This window comes from Zunongwangia profunda SM-A87 (assembly GCF_000023465.1).
Taxonomy (GTDB): Bacteria; Bacteroidota; Bacteroidia; order Flavobacteriales; family Flavobacteriaceae; genus Zunongwangia; species Zunongwangia profunda.
The window spans coordinates 1,465,612-1,482,224 of the sequence record NC_014041.1 but is presented as its reverse complement, the minus strand read 5'-3'; the positions used below and the strand labels follow the sequence as shown (position 1 = coordinate 1,482,224).

At 35.9% G+C, this 16,613-nt stretch carries 14 protein-coding genes; 9 read left to right on the top strand and 5 right to left on the bottom strand.

From position 1 onward, the window contains the following. Positions 1-16: 16 nt before the first annotated feature. Positions 17-2,335 carry an alpha-L-arabinofuranosidase C-terminal domain-containing protein gene (locus tag ZPR_RS06570; RefSeq protein ID WP_013070864.1) on the top strand — a complete coding sequence of 773 codons (2,319 nt, stop codon included), beginning with the start codon at positions 17-19 and terminating at the stop codon, positions 2,333-2,335. Positions 2,336-2,421: 86 nt separating this feature from the next. After that, positions 2,422-5,112, top strand: a complete 2,691-nt coding sequence (locus ZPR_RS06565; protein WP_233421376.1) for a DUF5695 domain-containing protein — start codon at positions 2,422-2,424, stop codon at positions 5,110-5,112. Positions 5,113-5,203: 91 nt separating this feature from the next. On the opposite strand, the gene ZPR_RS06560 is transcribed toward ZPR_RS06565, so the two are convergent. The 3 genes from ZPR_RS06560 to ZPR_RS06550 form a co-directional block, all read right to left on the bottom strand. Then, a complete protein-coding gene (locus ZPR_RS06560; RefSeq protein ID WP_148211666.1) occupies positions 5,204-5,452 on the bottom strand; it encodes a hypothetical protein in 249 nt (82 codons plus the stop codon). A gap of 83 nt (positions 5,453-5,535) precedes the next feature. Continuing rightward, entirely contained in the window at positions 5,536-6,336 is an 801-nt protein-coding gene (locus tag ZPR_RS22455) for a TlpA family protein disulfide reductase (RefSeq protein WP_013070861.1), read from the bottom strand. A 91-nt stretch (positions 6,337-6,427) separates the two neighbouring features. Next, positions 6,428-7,366 carry a leucine-rich repeat domain-containing protein gene (locus ZPR_RS06550; RefSeq protein ID WP_013070860.1) on the bottom strand — a complete coding sequence of 313 codons (939 nt, stop codon included), beginning with the start codon at positions 7,364-7,366 and terminating at the stop codon, positions 6,428-6,430. Between the two features lie 282 nt (positions 7,367-7,648). Between ZPR_RS06550 and ZPR_RS06545 the strand changes: the two genes are divergently transcribed. After that, a complete protein-coding gene (locus tag ZPR_RS06545; protein ID WP_013070859.1) occupies positions 7,649-8,296 on the top strand; it encodes an OmpW/AlkL family protein in 648 nt (215 codons plus the stop codon). A 155-nt stretch (positions 8,297-8,451) separates the two neighbouring features. Here ZPR_RS06545 and ZPR_RS06540 read toward each other — a convergent pair whose 3' ends face one another. Together ZPR_RS06540 and ZPR_RS06535 are read right to left on the bottom strand one after the other, a co-directional pair. Continuing rightward, positions 8,452-9,177, bottom strand: a complete 726-nt coding sequence (locus ZPR_RS06540; protein WP_013070858.1) for an ankyrin repeat domain-containing protein — start codon at positions 9,175-9,177, stop codon at positions 8,452-8,454. Positions 9,178-9,355: 178 nt separating this feature from the next. Beyond that, positions 9,356-10,450, bottom strand: coding sequence for a serine hydrolase domain-containing protein (locus ZPR_RS06535; RefSeq protein WP_013070857.1), 1,095 nt, complete (start codon positions 10,448-10,450; stop codon positions 9,356-9,358). Positions 10,451-10,780: 330 nt separating this feature from the next. Here ZPR_RS06535 and ZPR_RS06530 point away from each other — a divergent pair, with 330 nt between their 5' ends. From ZPR_RS06530 to ZPR_RS06500, 6 genes are all read left to right on the top strand, one after another. After that, on the top strand, positions 10,781-11,863 hold the full coding sequence (locus ZPR_RS06530) for a sensor histidine kinase (RefSeq protein ID WP_041578744.1): 1,083 nt from the start codon (positions 10,781-10,783) through the stop codon (positions 11,861-11,863). Continuing rightward, positions 11,856-12,533: a response regulator gene (locus ZPR_RS06525; protein WP_013070854.1), complete on the top strand. Its 678-nt coding sequence runs from the start codon at positions 11,856-11,858 to the stop codon at positions 12,531-12,533. The genes ZPR_RS06530 and ZPR_RS06525 overlap by 8 nt, the downstream gene beginning before the upstream one ends. Positions 12,534-12,804: 271 nt before the next feature. Next, on the top strand, positions 12,805-13,155 hold the full coding sequence (locus ZPR_RS06515) for a hypothetical protein (protein ID WP_013070853.1): 351 nt from the start codon (positions 12,805-12,807) through the stop codon (positions 13,153-13,155). Positions 13,156-13,166: 11 nt separating this feature from the next. Further along, a complete protein-coding gene (locus tag ZPR_RS06510) occupies positions 13,167-14,726 on the top strand; it encodes a TrkH family potassium uptake protein (protein ID WP_013070852.1) in 1,560 nt (519 codons plus the stop codon). A gap of 19 nt (positions 14,727-14,745) precedes the next feature. Beyond that, positions 14,746-15,411, top strand: coding sequence for a potassium channel family protein (locus ZPR_RS06505; RefSeq protein ID WP_013070851.1), 666 nt, complete (start codon positions 14,746-14,748; stop codon positions 15,409-15,411). A 310-nt stretch (positions 15,412-15,721) separates the two neighbouring features. Next, positions 15,722-16,465: an SDR family oxidoreductase gene (locus tag ZPR_RS06500; RefSeq protein WP_013070850.1), complete on the top strand. Its 744-nt coding sequence runs from the start codon at positions 15,722-15,724 to the stop codon at positions 16,463-16,465. The last annotated feature ends 148 nt before the right edge of the window (positions 16,466-16,613 follow it).

Sequence of the window (16,613 nt, the reverse complement as noted above, 5' to 3'; positions counted from 1 at the left end):
CCCTCAAAATTAAAAAATGAGAATATTAAACGTATTACGCTTTTTGCTCCTTACCGGTATAATTTGGTCGTGCGGCAAAGAAGATAATAAAGTCTTATTATCTTCGGAAAAGGAAACAGCTATAAAAGAAAGCGATTGGCAATACGAGCCATGGAGTGCTCCGATACATTATACTGATGCACCTTCAGAGCAATTCAACTCTCAAGTACTTATGCTTTCTTCAGATACCTTGACTGCGGAACGCTGGTTTAAAAAGATTGATGTAAAACCTTTTGCAACTTATAAAGTAACCGGTTATATAAAAACCGAAGGAGTAGTAGGTGGCAGCGAGCAAAGTGGTGCTGGATTAGGTTTAGGGAAATTCGAATTTATCGGAGATACCATTTTTAAGGGGGATACCGATTGGACAAAGGTTGAAATGCAATTCTCTACAGCTATGGACGATAGTTTTATGCTGGAGCTTTTACTGGGAAAGAGAGGACAGGCAAAAGGAAAAGTTTATTTTGATCATTTTCAGTTAGAAGAAATCTCGGTTAAAGAGTTAAAACCTGAAATTACGGTAAATCTCGACAAAAAATTAGAACCCATATCGCCTTATATCTATGGTCAGTTTATCGAACACATGGGAAAATCTATTTATGGTGGAATGTGGGCAGAGATGCTGGACGATCGTAAATTTTATTATGTTCCCGGTACGGCGAAATCACCATGGGAAACGGCTGTTGATACCAACTTGGTTAAAATTGATAGTTCCTATTCTTATGCTCAGGGAAAATTACCGGTGTATCAGGTAAAAAATAGTTTAAACTTAAGACAACAAAAATTAGCCATTGTTTCTGGTAAAACCTATCAAGGCCGATTGGTTTTTAAAGGAAGTGATATTAAAGAAGTTTCTATTTCTTTAAACGGAAAAGAAGAGCATTTTGAGGTTTCAGACCATAATTTTCAGAAGCTACCATTTGAGATTTCTTCGGAAGAAACTAGCGATAATGCCGTTTTAGAAATTACTTTTAAAGGGAAAGGAAGGCTAACATTAGCAGCGGTTTCTTTAATGCCCTCAGATAATATTAAAGGCTTTCGCCCTGAAGTGATCGAATTAATGAAGCAATTAGACGCGCCAATTTACAGATGGCCAGGTGGAAATTTTGTTTCGGGTTACGACTGGAAAGATGGGATTGGCGATCCCGATAAGCGCCCAACTAAATTTGAAAGAGCCTGGAATGGTTTAGAATACAATGATGTTGGGGTACACGAATTTATGGCGCTTTGTGAGATTTTAGACACCAAAGCCAATATTGCGGTTAACACCGGTCTTGGTACTGCTGAACTTGCTGCGAATGAAGTTGAATATTTTAACGGAGCTGTTTCTACAAAAATGGGCCAATGGAGAGCTAAGAATGGCCATCCAGAACCTTACCAAGTAAAACTTTGGGCCGTAGGAAATGAGATGTTTGGCGATTGGCAATTAGGGCACATGCCTATCGAAGATTACGTAAAAAAGCATAATAAAGTGGCTCAAGCCATGTGGCAAGTAGATCCCGATATCGATCTGATCGCCGTGGGTTATCCCGGGAAATGGAATGATATGATGTATGAGAACAGTGGAGCGTATATGACTTATATAAGTGAGCATTTTTATAAGCAAAACTGGCATGCCGGTGGTTTACTAACCCATGTCAACCAGATGCCAGAAGTGATCTCGGCTGTGGCTGAAGAGCATCGCAGAGCACGCAAGGAAATTCCCGGGATAGCAGATAAGAATATAAAAATCGCTATGGATGAGTGGAATTACTGGTACGGACCACATGTGTATGGTTTATTGGGTACGCGTTATTTTTTAAGGGACGCATTGGGTATCGCTGCCGGATTGAATGAATTCTCTCGTCAGTCGGATATTTATTATATGGCCAATTATGCCCAAACCGTTAATGTAATCGGAGCGATAAAAACGACTAAAACCGATGCATGGTTAGAGGGAACAGGACTAGTTTTAAAATTATACCGTAAAGAGTTTGGTACGCAGCCGGTTGAATTTAACGGATCGCCACAACCATTAGATGTTTCGGTTACTTTAACTGAAGATGGTGAATATCTGACGATTTCAGTAGTCAATGCGACGCATGAACAACAGGTTTTAAAATTAGATGGTCTTTCAGGAAGTATAGCAACTTCTGGAAAAGCATTTATCATTTCAGGGGAACATGATATGGTTTTTAATGATGAAGACAATAAGGAGCGCATCAGCATTACTGAAGCGGGCATAGAAATTTCAGAAAATAGTATTGCCGTTCCTAAGGAAAGTGCCGGGATCTATAATTTTAAAATGAATAAATAATTCGGCAATTTAAATAAGCATAAACAACTATAGTTTGGGATTGGACATTTTCGTCGCAATTCCTGATAATTGAGCAAACAATGAACATGAGAACGAAATTACAAACATTCCTACTATTGTTTTTAATAACGGTAAGGGTGAATGCGCAAGAGAAATCAACGTATTGGGATAACCTTAAAGATCGGGAATCTACTCTGGGGATAGAGGATGGTTTTACTGAAGTAAAAACCGATGAGTTTACTTTAAAACTGGTAAATGCTTCACAAACCGTAGCCGGATTATATCCAAATTCAGATCCTGATTTTGATTTTACTCCGGGTGAGCGTATCGAAATTCGTGATAAAGATGGCATTTATTACATAGGTGATTTGAATTTCAGGATAAAAGGGGAAGATGGCCAATGGGAATCATTTTCAACAGCTAAAAACCGAAAAAAGGTAGAAGCTTTGACGGTTTCCGGCGATGTATTAGCTGCAGCAGATTTGAGTAATACTTTAGGTAAAAACAATCCGCTTAGCATTAAAAGATATTATGAGAAAAAAGACGGGGCTTTAGTGTTGAGATTTGAAATTACAAATCCTACAAAAAAATCTGTAGAGATTGGGGCCTTAGGAACACCAATGGCTTTCAATAATATTTTAGAAGGAAAACATCTTGATGAAACTCATGCTGATAATGTATTTTTTGACCCATACATTGGTAAAGATGCCGGTTATGTAGAAGTAAAGCACCTTACCGGAGAAGGACAGGTTTTACTGGTGTTACCAGAGCAAAATATGCCTTTCGAGGCTTACCGTCCCTTAAATGATGATCCTACGACAAGAAGCATTGTTTTTGAAGGAGTACATGAATGGATGGCTTTAAGTAAAGCATATGCTGAAAAGGAGTGGAAAGGTAAAGAACAGTGGAACAAACCCACATCTTTGATTCTTAGAGGTGGGGAAACCAAAAATTTCGCATTGAAATTTGTCCTGGCACCTGGTATTAAAGAAATTCAGGATAAATTAATCGAAGAAAAACGACCGGTGGCAGTTGGCGTACCGGGTTATGTATTGCCAATGGACGTAAACGGAAAGTTATTCCTGAATTATCCAGAAGACGTTGACAATATTTTAGTAGAACCCCAAGGTGCTCTTAAAATTACTGAAATCGATAAAAAAGGTGCCGGTTTTACCGAATATCAGGTAGAAGGGAAAATTTGGGGCAGAAGCCGTGTAACTGTGACTTATAAAGATGGTATAGAACAAACTATTAATTATAAGGTGATTAAGCCTGAAACCGAAGTTGTAGATGATTTTGGACATTTTTTAATGACGGAACAGTGGTTTGATCAACCCGATGAATTCTTTGGAAGAACAAAATCGGTGATCTCTTATGATTATGAAGACAAAAAGCAGATCACACAGGACAGTCGCGCCTGGGTAGCTGGATTAAGTGATGAAGGCGGTGCAGGAAGCTGGTTAGGAGCAATGATGAAACAGCTTATTCAGCCAGAAAAGGAAGAGATTGAAAAGCTTCAGTTATTTATCGATGAAACACTTTGGGGTGGGATTCAGTATGATGAAGGAGATCGAAAATACGGTGTTAAAAAAAGTGTTTTCTTTTATGAACCTGATTCTTTACCAAAAGGCACCTATAGCGACTCGATAAACTATAATACCTGGGCTGCGTGGAATAAAAAAGGAGCAGACGATCCTGGAAGATCGTATAATTATCCTCATGTTGCAGCGGCCTACTGGGTAATGTATCGTTTAGCCAGATATCATGAAGGTTTAGTTGATAATCACGACTGGAAATGGTATTTGCGGCAGGCTTATCACACTTCTATTGCCATGTCTGAGTTAGCACCCTGGTATGCTGAATTTGGACAAATGGAAGGAACTGTTTTCTTAAACATTTTAAAAGACCTGAAAGCTGAAGGTTTAACCGATATGGCGACTAAACTAGAATCTTCGATGAAGAAAAGAGCCGATCACTGGAAATCTTTAAACTATCCGTTTGGTAGTGAAATGCCGTGGGATTCTACCGGGCAGGAAGAAGTTTTTATGTGGAGTGATTATTTTGGATATCAGCAAAAAGCCAATGTTACTTTAAACGCTATCTTGGCGTATATGCCCGTCATGCCACACTGGGCTTATAATGGAAATGCACGTAGATACTGGGATTTTCTTTATGGAGGAAAACTATCCAGAGTAGAGCGCCAAATTCATCATTATGGATCGGGTTTAAATGCGATTCCTGTTTTAAAAGCGTATCGCGATCATCCAGATTTTTATTTATTGAAAGTTGGCTATGGCGGAACTTTAGGAGCGATTTCGAATATCACTCAGGATGGTTTTGGATCTGCAGCTTTCCATTCCTATCCTTCGACCATGAGAATCGATTATTTATCGGGGGATTATGGTTCGAATTTCTTTGGCTATGCGGTAAATTCGGCTACTTATGTTACCAATAACGAAGATCTTGGATGGCTTTCTTTTGGCGGAAATATCGAGGAAAACGATGATGAAATAAAAGTGACACTAACAACGGCGGCTAAAAGCAAGATCTATTTTGAGCCAAAAGAATTATGGTTAACACTGGACGCGGGTACTTTTAAAGAATTGATTTACGATAAATCTTCCGAAGAAATTGAATTGGTTTTAAATAAAAAAACCAGCGATAGCCCACAAGCTTATTTAAGAGTAAATAAAGAAATAAATTTAAAATATGATAACATGAACGGGGCTTATATAATTCCGTTGTCTAAGAAGCCAAAAACTATCCTTTTACAATAGTTCTATAGTTATGTAGTAATAGTTTTTGAGTGTTAATTTTAATTAAGTAGAGGCCGAAAAGGCCTCTCTTTTTTTGCATAAGAATTGTTCCTTACTCATCCTTATTTTTCTTTAAATTATCCAGATCTGGAGAGGAGAAAGGATAACTTAAAATCTTTAAAAGGCCTTTTTTTCTTATCAAATTAAATATTCCATAAGCCATCCATAAACTTAGTACTGAAATGATTCCTAAAGCCAGAATACCATAAATATTCGGAAAAGCATCATATAAAGAAAGACCTAAAAAAATAAAGGGTAAAATTGCTAATAAAGCGAGTACAAATCCGATAAGAGATCTCAAAAATAATTTCATTATACCTACAAATATTTCTATGAGGAAGTTAACTTAATTTTTTACCCTGTAAATTTTAAAAATTAAACCCATCAATTTAATTCATCTATAATCTCTTTCACTCTTTTTTCCAATTGTCTGGAATTGTTAGATACATTGATAACTTTTTTATTGGGATCGATAATGAGATAAGTAGGGAACAGGCGAATACTTAAACTGTCTAAAACATACTTTTTGTTCATTGGTAAGGTTTCAACCTGATAATTTTTGCCGTCTAAATAGTTGTTTAATGTATGTACTTCGTTTAGGGATATATTTAGAAAAGCGATATCGCGGTATTTATATTTTTGAGCGAGGGCTTCAATATCCGGAAGTTCTTTTTTACATTTTCCACAGGTGGTATACCAAAAATTAAGCACCAGATATTGATCTTTAAACTGACTTAATTGATAAGAATTTCCTTTTAAACTTTTAAGATTAAAATCTGGAAAAGGTTTATTTAATAATTTAAGATTGCGTAATTCACGGTCGGCTTTCTTAGCAAGTTGGTTACCAATCTCTTTATTACCATCTTCCGGTATTTCTATGAGTTTGTAAAAAGTAGTGTTTTCGGCAGAATTCATTCGTACCACCAAATATTTAGCCATACTCAGTTCTTCTAAAAATTCTTCTTTACTTATTTCTTCAGAATTAGAATTTAAGGCGTGGTAATCTTTACTGAGGTCGATATAAATCTTATCATATCTGTACCAGTTTAAAAACTGACTTTGAATGGTTGCAATATCCACATTTGGTGTCCCATATAATTGCGGTTTTTGATTACAACTGCTTACAAATAATACTATTGAAAATAGAAGAAATGCTGGTAATTTAATTTTTTTGATGATAAACATGATGATGATTTATGGTTGTGCTTTAATATAAGCCTTATTTTATAAATTTATGGTTTGATCTTTTCAGGATTTGCAAAATAAAAATACCTCATTAAAATGTACAATCTGTGTTGATCACCGTATGCTCATTTATGATTTCCGAAATTTGCTCCAGCTCTTCAGGAAGGTCATCGATACAAACTTCCTTGACAAAGGGATAGTTAGACATTCCGGAATTTCCAATATCATAAGCCGAAAATGTATTTAACACGTAACGGTTTTTCAGAATTAATTTTGTGATTCTATTTTCTGAAATATCAAGTTCTTCTAGTTTTTCCAGACAATGAAAATCGAATACATCCGGTTCCCCGCCTTCCAGGTAGCGCATATTTAATTTTTTGATTGAAGGTGCCTCGCAAAAATCAACTATAAGAAAACTATTTTCCATATTTATTTCTGCTAAATTTATACAGCCATTCATGTGAATTTTTATAAAATGAGTTGGATATTCCCAGTCCGCTGGTTCCGTTAAATAGCTTGGTCTATTATTGATGAGTTCCAGTTTGGTTAAGTTTTCCAGATTAGATAGATCCAGATCACTATAAAAATCAGATCCTAGATAATTCAATTTCAATGTTTTTAAATTGTGAAGAGCGGTAAAATTAGAAGTCATTTTGGTTGTACCAGTATTTTCGATATAAACGTTATCATCATTACGCGTAATATCCAGATATTTTAAATTGGAAAAATATTTAATTTCTTCCAGATTTACAGGACCTAAGATGATTTCATGATTAAAAGCAAGAATTAGGCTTTCCACTGCTTCGATTTCTTCAAGATCGATATTGCCATCCTTATTGAGATCGATGTTCTTATCTCCTACCTTATCGTTATTGGTATCTACGCAATTAGTTTGGAGTAGAGCATATCTAAAATTAGGATCCATAATCTCTATAATTTCTTCTAATTTTTCTGATGGAGACGGTTCGCAAGAATTCGTAAGGATAATAAGCGCTAGAAGTATAAAAGGAAGTAACGGTAAAGATCTCATAGATAATTAGGTTGTGATAATGAAATAACGGTTTTGTCTAATGTAAACATACCTAAATTTCATTCAAACTGAATGATCTAAATAAATACAATTGAAATTTGTTAATTATTAATAGAATTTCATTCTCAATCAACTCTTTCTCCTAATAGTAAAAAAGTAAAAGAGAAGCTCTATTTAAAGAGGTGTCTAATAAGAGTAAAAATCATAAATATAACTGACTTTTATCATCTTTTTAAGGTGGCTTTCGAAATATTTTTGAGGTATTAATAAAATTTCAAAATTATGAGAAGATTTGTATTTACAACACTTGCTGCATTATTGCTTAGTTTTTCGTTTCAGGCTCAAGAAATAGACAAAACTCAGGATAATCCATGGCAGTTTAGGTTAAGAGGAGTAGTGGTTTCACCAGACGAAAAAGCTTCAATAGAAGCGATAGGTGGTGATGCAGATATTTCTACTACAGTTATACCTGAATTTGATATTACTTATTATTTTACTAAAAACTGGTCATTAGAACTTATACTTGGAACAACAAAACACGATGTAGAAGCTATAAATACTGCTGCAGGAAATATTGATCTGGGAAGTGTTTGGCTTTTACCTCCAACACTGACTTGTCAATATCATGTAACTTCATTGGGTAATTTTAAGCCTTATATTGGAGCAGGTTTAAACTATACTATTTTTTATAGTGTAGATGAAGGTCCGGTGGCAGATGATTTAGATTATGATAACAGTTTAGGCTTTGCCGGACAATTAGGTGTAGATTATATGATTAGTGATAAATGGTTTATTAACCTGGATATTAAAAAATTGTTTTTGCAAACCGATGTTACCGTAAATGCCACTACTGCTTTAGATGCTACCGTTGGAGCTGATGTAGATATCAACCCATGGCTTTTTGGATTAGGTATTGGGGTTAAGCTGTAATTCCGTTGTCCGGTTACAAATTAAAAGCCGCCCTAATGATAAAAATGTTAAAATGATCAAAAATCCTGATCTATTTGACTTTTATCTTTTATGGCGGCTTTTTACAACAATTGTTTACATTTTTTACGTGATAATCCCAGATTGGATGAAATAACTTACTGATTTTTTAATAAATCTACAGCTCTTTTTTGCCCTCTTTCTTTTGCTAAATCTAAGGCTGTTTTACCCGCTGCATTTTTTAAAGATAAGTCAGCTTTATTTCTAATCAGTAATTCCATAATTTCTGTATAGCCATACTTAGCAGCTTCTCCCAGCGGAAAGTCACCTTCTTTATCTACAGTATTTACATTCGCTCCTTTATCAATTAAAAAGCGCACTACGTCATAATGGCCTTTAGAAGCCGCATGTTCTAATGGTGTAGCTCCATCCTCAGCTTTTACATCAATTTTAGCCCCATGTTCAGCTAAATACTTTATAATATTTAAATGACCATTTCTAGCCGCAATCCGAATAGGTGTAAAGCCTTTAAACGCATTATAGTTAACATCAGCACCATGATCAACCAAAAGTTTTACAATTTCAAAATATCCTTCCTGTGAAGGATAAATTAATGAGGTCAAACTCCCGGAGGATGTTTTGTTTTCTAAATCAACCGTTGCACCATTTTCCAATAAAAGTTTGGTTATTTCCTGGTTATTATTGGCTGTAGCTCTCCATAAAGGGAATAACCCATCCTCCGTATAAACATTTGGATCAGCTCCTTTTTCTAATAGCGCTTTTACTTTTTGTGCATCTCCTTTATCTACAGCTTTAAAAAGCTTCTGAGAAGATAAATTTGAACAAACGAGAACTAGAATTAATGCTAAAAAAGATTTTTTCATGATGATTTTGGTTGTTACGATTAAAACATAAGCTAATGAACAGGTAATAAGATTTGAACGCGTATTGCTTTAAATATAATGATATTCCTCCAACCTGAAACTTCATTTATATGATATCATATATTTCTATATAATATGTACATAGAACAAATTGTCTCTGCTTTTTCTTGTAAGGGGCTTACTCATTTTCGCTCTTATCAGCTAATAAAATTTTAAAGTAGTCGGCTACCTTCGAGGCTCCTGCTTTTCCTCCATCGTCAATATTTGATAATATAACTATGGTATAATGATCGTCGAGAAAATCCATTAACTCGCAATGAATCCCATACCATCCGCCGCTATGTCCAATAATCGTTTGATTATATCTATTATCGATATCAATCCCATATCCTAAATGCGTATTATATCCCTTTACTTTAGGTTGCAGCATTAAATTTGTGGTAGCTTTGTTTAATAATTGATAGTTTCTTAAGGCTTTAGAGAATTTAAATAAATCTTCAATTGTTGAATAATAGAATCCGGCTGGTGATGCTTTAGTAAGATAGTAGTCATTTCTTTTTAAATTTTCACTTTTGCCAAATTCTGAAGTATATCCACTAGCTTTATTCTTTATAATTGAATCTACCTGAATCGCTGATGTTTTCGTCATACCCGATGGTTCAAGTATATGCCTTTGAATATAATCGTAGTAATTTTCGCCAGACAATTGTTCAATTAAGAGTCCCAGAACCACGAATCCTGATCCGCTGTAATTGTATTTAGTCCCTGGTGGACATAAGAGACTATCCTTTGCAAATAGGGAAATAAAATCTGAAATATTCTTATAGTCCTTATTTTTGATCATAGCCAAATCATTAACATAGAAATTATTTAGCCCCGAAGTGTGCGTTAAGAGTTGATGTGTGGTCACCGAGTTCCTAACGATTTGGTTTGGATAATCCGGTAGATATTCTTCTATAGGCTTATTTAGTGCTATTTTACGCTGTTCGAAAAGTTGTAATACTGCCACAGCAGTAAACATTTTAGTAATAGAGGCTATATTGAATTTCGTCTCAATTTGGTTTTTTACGTCATACTCTATACTAGCAAGTCCATAGGCTCTTTTAGCTATAATCGTGTCGTTATGTGCTACTAATATGGTTCCTGAAAATTCTGAGTCCTTTAGGTTATCCAGATAATTTTCAATTTGTGATGTTATTGATTGTGCATAGGTTTTAGTACTGGCCAGGAATAAAACTACGGGTATTAAAAGGAAGAAGGCTTTAATTTTCATGAATGCCTGATTAAAGTTAGTAAGCGATGGTGTATGATATTCTGTAAGTTGTGTTACATTTTAAAGTTATTATTTTTAAAGTAAACTACCTCGGGGCAAGCCCACGAGGCATTCGATAAATACAAAATTTCAATTCCGAGGCAAGCCTCGGGGTATTAAACCCTTTGGCGGTGCCAATGAATATCACTGTTTCACAGAAACTATAGCTATAAAAAAATCAAATGCTCTTTTAATTGTAAATCAGTTCCTTGATAAATTCAATAAAAATTTGTCCGTTGGTAAATCTTTATAAAATCTTTATAAGTTAATACTTAAATTTACAAACAAAAGGTGCGTTCAATTCTTCACAGAAATATAAGTTTAGGTAAGCAATATGCCATAGGAATGTCTATTATTTTGCTAGCGTCGCTTACTTCTTACTTTTTTCAGGATTTTATGGGCTATAAAGTAGTTGCTTTAATCCTGTTACTAGCGGTTTCGCTTACCGCGGTAATTTTTTCTATTTTACCCGTACTGGTTTGTGCACTGTTAAGCGCGCTTATCCTCAATTTTTTCTTTATTCCTCCTGTACTCACCTTTAAAATTAATACGGCTGAAGATTTATTGTTGTTTTTAATGTACCTGCTCATCGCTATGATCAATGCTGTGCTAACTATCAAAATAAGGCAGATGGAGGATAAAAAAAGGGATGAAGCAGAAAAAGAGAAAACCATAGCCTTATACAATACCTTACTTAATTCTTTATCACATGAACTTAGAACTCCGATAGCGACGATATTGGGGTCTGTAGATACCATCGTTGAAAACGAAAAAAAATTGTCGAAAGAAAACATACAATCCCTTTATCATGAAATTTCGACTGCCGGAAATCGATTGAACCGTCAGGTTGAAAACCTGCTAAATATGAGTCGGTTAGATGCAGGTATGCTAAAACCTAATTTCGATTGGGTAGATGTGAATGAGCTGGTGTTTATGGTCATAAATGAAAATACAGAAAGACATGAACTGCAAAACATAGTATTTGAACCCAACGATAATGTGGCTTTAGTCTTACTGGACGGTGGTTTTTTAGAGATGATCCTGTACAACCTTATCCACAACGCGATGCGTCATAATCCAAAAAACACAACTATTCTTGTATTATGCGATTATCGGGATAATAAGTTGGTTATAGATATTTCAGATAACGGATCGGGTTTCCCTAAAGACGAAATAGAACTGGTTTTTAATAAGTTCTATAAAATGAAAGGTACAGCTACCGGAGGTACAGGACTTGGCCTTTCTATAGTTAAAGGCTTTACAGAAGCTTTAAACGGAAAAATCACGCTGGAAAATATAAAGACGGGAGGCGCGCATTTTCATATTGAAATCCCTGCTCAAATATCAACCTTAGACATCCAAGAAAATGAATAATCCCAAAATTCTTATTATAGATGACGAGCCCCAGATTCGTAAATTATTACAAATAAATTTAGAAAGTAATGATTATAAAGTCTTTGAGGCCGGTACTGCCAAAGAAGGTATTTTGCTTGCTGCCCGCTATACACCCGATTTGATACTGCTGGATATCGGTTTACCCGATAAAAATGGTCATCAGGTCCTTCAGGAACTAAGACAATGGTTTAATAATCCCATTTTGATTCTTTCTGTTCAGGATAATGAAGCAGATATTGTATCGGCTCTCGATAATGGGGCAACGGACTATTTAACCAAACCTTTTCGTACCGGGGAATTATTAGCTCGTATACGTTCTGCGATACGTAACAGTCAAAATACCGATAATAACGCCATACTAACTACCGGGGATATTAGTATAGATTTTGTCGCCCGGATAATAAAAGTGCGTGAACATATCATTAAACTCACTTCTACCGAATATGAATTGCTTTTCCTTCTAGCCAGGAACGAAGGAAAAGTGTTAACCCATCACTATTTACTAAGAAAAGTATGGGGGCCTAGTTTTCAGTTAGAAACTCAATACCTGCGTGTTTTTATTGGTAACTTAAGAAAGAAAATTGAAGCCAATCCAAACCATCCAAAACACATTATTACCGAAAGTGGTATTGGGTACCGTTTTCAGTAATTAGCAACATCACCGAATCCTACTATCTTATTGCGAAATGTTTTTAGCCCTGCCAGGAATATTATCTTACGAGCTTGATGATTATCTGGTTGCTGCGAAATTATAAAATAATTCTTCGGTTTATATCTGGGGGCTACCTCGACAATCTTTATAAAATCTTTATACCTTTCATTTAAATCTTGATTTTTAGTAAAGCAATCGCTGCCGAGATTTGTAACATCAAATAGCATTGGATCCATGATGACCTCATGTATGCGATAAAATTTATGTTATGAATGCTAAGGCAACTGATTTTTTTACTACAGCCCATTCCAAAATTATTATAGAAGTCTACGCTTCAATAAAAGATTTGCAGCATCAATTAGCACTTCAGGAATTAGAAGAGCTACGGGCGACTCTTAACTGTAATTTACTTATTCTTCAGAAAGTTGACGCTCTTATCGCTGCGCAATCTGCAACCGAGTTTGAAGGTAAACTTAAAGAAGCCCAGGCCTGCCTGAAGGCATTATTACTAACTTTTGAAGACGGGGAAAAACTACTTTTTGCCAGACCATCTGCGGTTAAAACAAGACTGCGGAATATCGAAAACCTCCTTCAGAAAATAGTTATTAATCCTAATTAAACTTTATATAAATGTTTAAAACAATACTTCAACAGATTGCTATTTTGCAATTAATCCTGGGAGGCGTTATCCTCGTTCCCGGTGTCGTTGCCGTTATCTATGGAGAGTGGTATTCATTACTGGGCTTCTGTATTTCTTCACTTATGATTTCAGGCATAGCCTACGGGATTTATAAAAGTCTTAAAAACGTAGAAGATCCACAATATCAGCAATCTTTAATGATCGCAGCCTTAGGTTGGTTGATGATTATCGTTATGGGCAGTATTCCCTATTATATGATTGCCCAATTTACCCCTTTAGAAGTGATGCAGTCTTTTGTGCCGTCGGGATTAGAGTACGAGTCCAGTTTACTGAATTTCCGCAATCCCTTACACTGTTTGTTTGAAAGCACAAGTGCTTTTACCACTACGGGACTCACTATGTCTTATCACGAACCTTCTATAGGAAAATCATTAATGTTTTATCGTTGTTTCTCGCAGTGGATAGGAGGGGCAGGTTTTATCGTGATGGCACTAGCTATTTTTAAACAAATCCCAGGGCAATCTGCCCTTCTTTTGTATGGTTCTGAGGCCAGTGGCACCAAATTAAAAACCAATGTGATCCAAACAGCCCGTTCTATATGGAAAATATACGTTTTCATCACGTTTTTAATGGCCGTTTACCTGTTTATTGGCACTTATTTTATTTTACCGGATTATCCAATTGCAGAAAATATTTTTGATGCTGTAAACCATGCGATGGCCGGCCAGTCTACTGGGGGATTTAGTACACTGGATGATAGTATTGCAGGTTACCAGTCGGCAAAAATGGAAATTCTTTTTTTGTTGCCCATGCTGGTTGGCGGCTTTTCTATTCCTTTTTTGTACAGGTTCACCATCCTGCAAAATTATAAACTGCTATGGCATGATATCCAAACCCGGGCTTTTATAATAGCTTCGGTTATAGGTGGGATTTTATTATCGGTTTTACTGATGAATTCAAACGGGGTATCGGATCCGGTACGTGAAGGTATTTTTCAATTTGTAAGCGGTTTATCCACTACGGGCTGGCAAACAGCGAATATTGGAGCATGGGATGATTTACCGGTGCTTTTTATGGTTGCTGGTGCCATGATTATTGGAGGTTCCGCAGGGGGAACGGTTGGAGGAATAAAAATTATAAGGGCCCTTCTACTACAAAAAGGCTTACGCTGGCATATTAATAAAATCTTTGCTTCAGAGCATACCATAAAAAAGGTGAAATTTAATAATCGCTATCTACTTCCTGCAGAAATGAATGAGGAATTGGCCAGGGCAGGATTATTTACGCTTATCTACTTACTATTTGTGTTTTTTTCTACCTGTTTTACCGTGTATTTTATGCAAGATGGATATACCCTCGCCGATGCGATATTCGAATCGGCTTCAGCTCAGGGTACGGTGGGACTTTCTACAGGAATTTCAGATCCCTCTATGAACCCAGTACTGGAGTTAATATATATCATACAAATGTGGGCGGGAAGAATTGAAATCATTCCGATTCTGGTATTGGTGAGAGTGCTACTGTATGGTACAAAAATCAGAAACATTTAAATTTAAAAATCATATAAATATGAATATTATAATAGTTGGTGCAGGAAAAACTGGAAAGCATGTTATTGAAGCCGCACTTAAAGATCGTCAAAATGTTTATGTTATTGAAAAAGACGAGCGTATTGCTAATCTTGCGGCTACCAATTATGATTGTGTGGTCATTAATGCCGATGCCACAAATCCGGATACGCTAAAAGAAGCAAAGGCAGAGGATGCCCATGCCATCATTGTAACTACTAATGATGATGCGGTAAACTCGCTTGTTATCTTACTGGCAAAAAAAATGGGGATTACACGATTGGTAAGTTCGGTAAATAACGATGATCTTTTACCGGTTTTTGAACAATTGGGTATTGATACGGTAGAGAGCCCTTATCGCTTAAACGGTAAATACCTATATCGTGCCATGCTTGGGCCCAATGTAAAAGAGTTTTTAGATCTTGGGGATGGTTACGAGCTGTTGGAAATGATGGTTGAAAAAAACTCAAAGATCTCCAACCAGTATATAAAATCCTTATCTAAGGATAAAATTTTGCCCTCAGATTCTTTGGTGGTGCTTATCAAAAGAAACAATCAGGTTATTATTCCTGAAGGAGATACCCGAATTTTTGTTAACGATATCCTGGTGGTTTTATCCCGAAAAAATGTAGTTGCCGAAATTTCTAAAATTTTTGGAGCTGTGTAAGTATGTAAAACCGATCTCAGAATTGAAAAAGCGACCAATCTGTTGAAGTATAGGGATGAAGGTTTATAACTGAACAAATAAGTCTAATAGACCTATAATTTGAGTGTTAAGCTAGTAGGGTGGAAGTGTAGCAGAATGCTATCTATACCTTATTAATCCGTAGCTTTTGAAATATATTTTTAAAGAGGCTCAGCATCGCATTTAATTATTTCGCACGATTGGACTACAACTCCAAACGATCCAGCTACTTTCTTTAGACTAGTATATAGCAACTTTGCCCTGTATAATTAATCTAAAAAAACATTAAAAAATGGAAAATGTAAAAGGAAAAGTCGTGGCGATTACCGGAGCTAGTAGTGGTATTGGCGAAGCCATAGCCAAACATCTTGCTTCAATGGGAGCAAGAGTGGTATTAGGAGCTAGAAGAACAGCTAAGTTAGAAACCATTTCTAATGTAATCAAGGCAAATGGTGGTGAGGCCGTATATACCAAATTAGATGTAACAGTACCTGAAAGCCTTCGTGCTTTTGTAGATTTTAGCTTAGAATGCTATGGAACTTTGGATGTGTTTGTAAATAATGCAGGATTAATGCCACTATCCATGATCAATAATTACAAGATTAAAGAATGGCACCAAATGATCGATGTGAACATTAAAGGTGTACTACATGGGATCGCTGCTGCTTTACCGGTATTTGAAGAAAAAGACAGTGGCCAATTTGTAAATATCAGCTCTGTAGGCGACCGTTGGGTGGGACCGACTTCTACCGTGTATAGTGCGACGAAATTTGCCGTGAGGGCAATTTCAGATGGTTTAAGACAGGAAGTAAGCCGCAATATACGGGTGGCATTAATCGCTCCCGGTGCTACCGAATCAGAATTACCCAATACGATTAGCGATCCCGAGTTAAAGAAAATGGCTATTGAAACTTTTAGAAAAGAAACAATATCAGGATTGGCTATTGCCAAAGCTGTAGCTTTTGCTATTGCTCAACCTGAAGATGTTGATGTAAACGAATTAGTTGTTCGTCCCACAGCACAAAAAAACTTATAATATAACCAGACAAACACCTCTTTAATGGCGAGTAGAACAATACCAGATACCAAGGATTATACAAAGATTATATAAGCGGGGCGGCTTACTGCTTTTGAATTTAAAGAGGGATATGGTATCAAAATAACACTTTATAAAAGACAATAAT